Origin of the sequence: Mucilaginibacter arboris, from assembly GCF_009754915.1 — a bacterium.
Lineage (GTDB): Bacteria > Bacteroidota > Bacteroidia > Sphingobacteriales > Sphingobacteriaceae > Mucilaginibacter_A > Mucilaginibacter_A arboris.
Genome location: NZ_WPIK01000057.1, coordinates 1 through 876, shown reverse-complemented (window position 1 = coordinate 876; position 876 = coordinate 1). Strand labels below are relative to the sequence as shown.

General features: G+C 42.4%; 1 protein-coding gene. It reads left to right on the top strand.

Translation table 11 applies throughout. The annotated features are described in order from the left end of the window. On the top strand, positions 1-868 hold an 868-nt coding region (locus GO621_RS18695; protein WP_232335715.1), incomplete at its 5' end, for an IS5 family transposase. Positions 869-876 lie beyond the last annotated feature (8 nt).

The window sequence follows — 876 nt, the reverse complement described above, 5'->3', positions numbered from 1 at the left end:
CTTTTGTGGTGCTAAATCAAAAAAGATCAGATTAAGATTGGAAACCATAGATAAAGGTACGATAGAAGAATTAATTGTGCCGCATTTAAGTAAAGGGAAACGTGGGTTTAAGTCCAAAATACCTTCTTGCCAGGTTGTGATGGCGATATTTTATAGGCTAAAGACAGGTTGTCAGTGGCGTGAACTTCCATTGAAGCAATTTACAGACACAGTAGAGATGAGTTGGGAGAGTGTTTATTATTATTTCAATAAATGGGGCAAAGATGGGTCTTGGAGATCCGCCTGGATAGCACTTTTACGTTCAAAACGTGCCCTTTTAGACTTGTCATCGATGCAATTGGACGGGAGCCATACTGCTGCAAAGCGCGGTGGGCAAGCGGTGGGCTACCAGGGCAGGAAGGCATCTAAGACCAGTAATGCGCTGTTTTTGTCAGATAATACCGGCCTGATGCTTGCCTTGTCGGAGCCACAAGCAGGCCAGCACCATGACCTGTACCAAATAAAAACCCTGTTCACGGAACTATGCAGCCTGTTAAAAGAAGCAGGTATAGATAGCAGGGGTATTTTCCTGAATGCAGACCCTGGTTTTGACAGTAAGGAACTGAGGTCTGCCTGCATCGAAAAAGAAATAGAGGCCAATATCAAACCAAATCCACGCAACAAAGAAAAAGACGAGGACGAAAACTGGTATTTTGATGAAGAACTATATAAGAGAAGAACAGTTATCGAACATGCAAATGCCTGGATGGACGGGTTTAAAGGATTGGTTATGAGGTATAAAGTCCTAACCAGGAATTGGATGGCAATGCATTGGATGGCCTTTTTAGTATTTTTCCTCCAAAGAATCAACAAGCAAACAAAAGTTTAAACAACTTC